At 70.6% G+C, this 3759-nt stretch carries 2 protein-coding genes; one reads left to right on the top strand and one right to left on the bottom strand.

Translation table 11 applies throughout. The features are described from left to right. Positions 1-114: 114 nt before the first annotated feature. The gene (locus tag ACZ7KF_RS41440; protein WP_471087867.1) at positions 115-1722 is read right to left on the bottom strand and encodes a sigma-54-dependent Fis family transcriptional regulator; all 1608 of its coding nucleotides are present in this window, start codon (positions 1720-1722) and stop codon (positions 115-117) included. A gap of 303 nt (positions 1723-2025) precedes the next feature. Between ACZ7KF_RS41440 and ACZ7KF_RS41435 the strand changes: the two genes are divergently transcribed. Next, the gene (locus ACZ7KF_RS41435) at positions 2026-3576 is read left to right on the top strand and encodes an aldehyde dehydrogenase family protein (protein ID WP_471087864.1); all 1551 of its coding nucleotides are present in this window, start codon (positions 2026-2028) and stop codon (positions 3574-3576) included. Positions 3577-3759 lie beyond the last annotated feature (183 nt).

Below are 3759 nucleotides of genomic sequence, written 5' to 3'. Positions count from 1 at the left end.
TCATGGAACAGCACACCCTCCAGAGCGCCGACCACCTCATCGAAACCCTCGAAGAGCGGGGCCTGTGGAAGGACGAACCCACCTCCTGAACCACATCAGTGCCCCGCGTCCGAGTCAGTGGATGCGCAGGGCGCGCATGCGGTTGTAGAGCGTGGACCTGCTGACCCCGAGCGCGCGTGCCGCCTGGAGCCGGTTGCCGCCGGCGGCCTCGATGGCGGCGACGATGACCTCGCGCTCCGCCTGGCGCAGCGGCGACGAGGGGGCCGGAACCGCGCGGTGCGAGGCGGGCAGATCCGTGGGGATGATGTCGCCCGCCGAACGCCGGCCGGCGACGAACTGGACCACCCGCCGCAGCTCGGCGAGATTCCCGGGCCACGACTGCGCGGCCAGCACCCGCAGGCTGTCGGCGGTCAGGCGGGCCCGGCCGGCTCCCACCTCGTCGGCCAGCATGCGCTGCGCCAGCCGGGGGATCTCGTGCCTGCGGCGGCGCAGGGGCACCAGGTCGCAGCGCGCGTTGCAGAGCGCCGCCAGCGGTGCGTGCACACCGTCGAGGTGCTCGCCGGGCGTCGAGGTCAGCACGGTCCTGCGCCGTGCGGTGCGCACGCGCTTGGCGGCCAGTGCGGTCACCTGCTCGCTGAGGAGCTGGACGTTCTCGATGATCACTGGGTCTCCGGCGCTGTCCAGCAGGGCCGCCATGCCCTTGGCCCAGGTCTGCTCGCCCTGCCACACGGAGTCGGTCGCGTCCAGGACGCAGGCGTCGGGCCCCGCGGCCCGCCGGGCCTCGGTCGTGCGGCCGCTGCCGGGCTCGCCGACGACCAGCAGCGGCCAGCCGGCGGCAGGGATCGTGCCGTCCGTCTCCCGGCGGCCCGACCGGTCCGCGATGATGTCGATCAGCGCCCCGTCGGTCCCGTCCACCGGCGTGCACCTCAGCCGGACCGTCCGGCCGGAGACGAGCGTAAGACGATGGTTCACCTCGCCGCCGGGGCGCATGCCCTCGACACATGCCTGGACGGCCACGTGGTCCGCGCCTTCCAGCAGCGCCAACGCGGTCGGTGTGGCCAGCACGATGCCCTGCCCGACCACCATGACCGGCCGCCGAGGAGAGCGGGCGGCCGTCTGGAACGCCGCCAGCAGCCGGCGCTGGGTGCGGGTCGAATCCATCTGGAGCCGGTCCTCGATGTCCCGGACGATGCGCCGCACCAGGGGTGCGAACAGGGGGTGTTCTTCTCCTGAGAAGGCTCCTATGTTGACGACCCCCTCGGTCCGGCGGGTGATCGGATGGATGATCGGATGCCCGTAGCAGGCGAAGTCGCGGAACGCCGTCATGAAGTGGTCGGTTCCGCGGACCAGCAGGCCCTGCCGGGTCTCCAGGGGGGTGCCGACCGCGTTGGTGCCCACCTGTTCCTCGCCGAACCGGACACCCGGCACGATACCGAAGGCGGCGAGCGTCTTGCGGAACCTCCCGTCACCGCAGCGGACGTCGATGACGTGTGCCTCGCGGTCGGCCAGCACCAGGGCGCACCGGGCCTCGTCGAGTTCGGCCTGTCCCCGGTCCAGCACCGGGCGCGCCGCCCGGACCAGGATGCCGTCGCCGGCCACCGTCCCGTGCGTCAGGGCCGGTGCGCCGTCCTGCTGCAGGCCGTTCAGGCGTGAGCGGCTCCACGAGGACTCGATCTCGGGCCGCACCCGTCCCGTGCGCGGCTCCTGGGTAGTGCTGTACATGCAAGGTCACCTCTTCTCGCCGGAGACATCGTCTCGACACTCACGGGACCTGCCGGTCACGCGAACCGGGCCCAGGCAAGCGTGAAGCATCATATATTCCGCTGTGGCCGGGGTCACGTTCGAGAATGGATCTCCACCCGGCGGTCCCGGGCGGACCATTTGACACATCTCCTGGTGGCGCGGGGAAGCCCGGAACGCGGAAGTGTCCAAATCTCTGGACACCGCCGCTCGGCGTTCCTTCCTACCGTGGGTCGCGGCCGCCGGAGAGGTTTCGGCGGCGTGATCGGACGAAGCTAGGAGTGCATGGTGGCGACTCGCGCCGACGGTCCTGCCGAAGACAGGCAGGGCATCCCGCACTACCGCATGTTCATTGGGGGCGAATGGGTTGACACCCCAGAGAGCTACGAGGTGATCAACCCCGCCACAGAGGAGCTGGTCGCCACGGCGGCCAAGGGCGACACGGGCCACGCCGACGCCGCGGTCGCGGCCGCCAAGCAGGCGTTCGACAGCGGCGAGTGGCGCAACACCCCGCCGGCCGAGCGGGCCGCCGTGATCGACCGGGTGATCGCTGCGCTGTCCAGCCGGATCGAGGAGTTCACCGAGATCGGCTCCCGGGAGTGCGGCTTCCCGCGGCGCCTGTCCCAGGCGATCTGTGTGGGTTTCCCGCTCATGCACATGCAGCACTACGCCGAGCTGACCCGCCGCTACGAGTGGGTGAGCCCGGGACCAGTGGCCGGGGCCGTGCTGAGCGCCAGCCAGGTCCGCCGCGAGCCGATCGGCGTCTGTCTCGGCATCGTCCCGTGGAACTTCCCCCTGGTGCTGGTGGTCTGGAAGGCCATCCCGGCGCTCGCGGCCGGCAACAGCGTGGTCATCAAGGTCGACGAGAAGACCCCGATCGCCGCACTCGAACTCGCCCGGATGCTGTGTGACGCCGGTGTGCCCGACGGTGTCTTCAACGTGGTCACCGGTGACGGCGAGACGGTCGGCGCCCACCTCGTGGCCCACCCCGACGTGCACAAGGTGTCGTTCACCGGCTCCACCGCGGTCGGCCGCGAGGTCATGCGCACCGCCGCGGCCACCATCAAGCGCGTGACCCTGGAGCTCGGTGGCAAGGGCCCCAACATCGTCCTGGACGACGCCGATCTCGACGCGGCCGTCGACGGAGCCGCCTACGCCTTCCTGCTGCACGCCGGCCAGGCGTGCGAGTCGGGCACCCGGCTGCTGCTGCCGTCCTCGCTGCACGACGAGTTCGTGCGTCGCCTGGTCGAGCGGCTGAAGACGCTCAAGATCGGCAACCCCCTCGACCCGGCCACGGACATCGGCCCCGTCATGGGCCCCGCGCAGCACAAGCGCATCCTCGGCTACATCGAGAAGGGCCAGAAGGAAGGCGCCACGCTCGTCCACGGCGGCAACGTGCCCACCGGCCCGGGCTTCGAGAAGGGCTACTGGGTCGAGCCGACGGTCTTCACCGACGTGCGCAACGACATGTGCATCGCGAGCGAGGAGATCTTCGGCCCGGTGCTGTCGATCCTGCGCTACGACTCCGTCGACGAGGCCATCAAGATCGCCAACGACACCGAGTACGGTCTGTCCGCGGGTGTGTGGAGCCAGGACGTGCCCCGCGCCCTGGAGGTCGCCCAGCAGCTCCAGGCCGGCAGCGTCTGGATCAACGACTGGCACAACATCTCCGCCCACCTGCCCTTCGGCGGCTTCAAGCAGAGCGGCACCGGACGCGAACTCGGTCCGCACGCCCTCGATGAGTTCACCGAGCCCAAGGCCGTGACGGTCGACCTCTCCGGCAAGGTCGAACGACGCGCCTACGGGCTCGTCCTGGGCACACCGCCCAACGCCTGAGGAACACAGTGCGGCCGCTCGGTGGTTCACCGAGCGGCCGCACTGCTGTGCGTCAAGCGTGCCCTCAAGGGCGCGGCACCGGGGTCTTGACGGAGTCCAGCAGCAGCTGGGCGACGTCCACGACCTGGACGGACTCCTTGGCCTTGCCCTCGTTCTTCTTGCCGTTCACGGAGTCCGTGAGCA

The organism is Streptomyces sp. NPDC038200 (assembly GCF_055600785.1).
The sequence above is the reverse complement of the archived record's forward strand: the minus strand, read 5'-3'. Positions and strand labels throughout refer to the sequence as shown.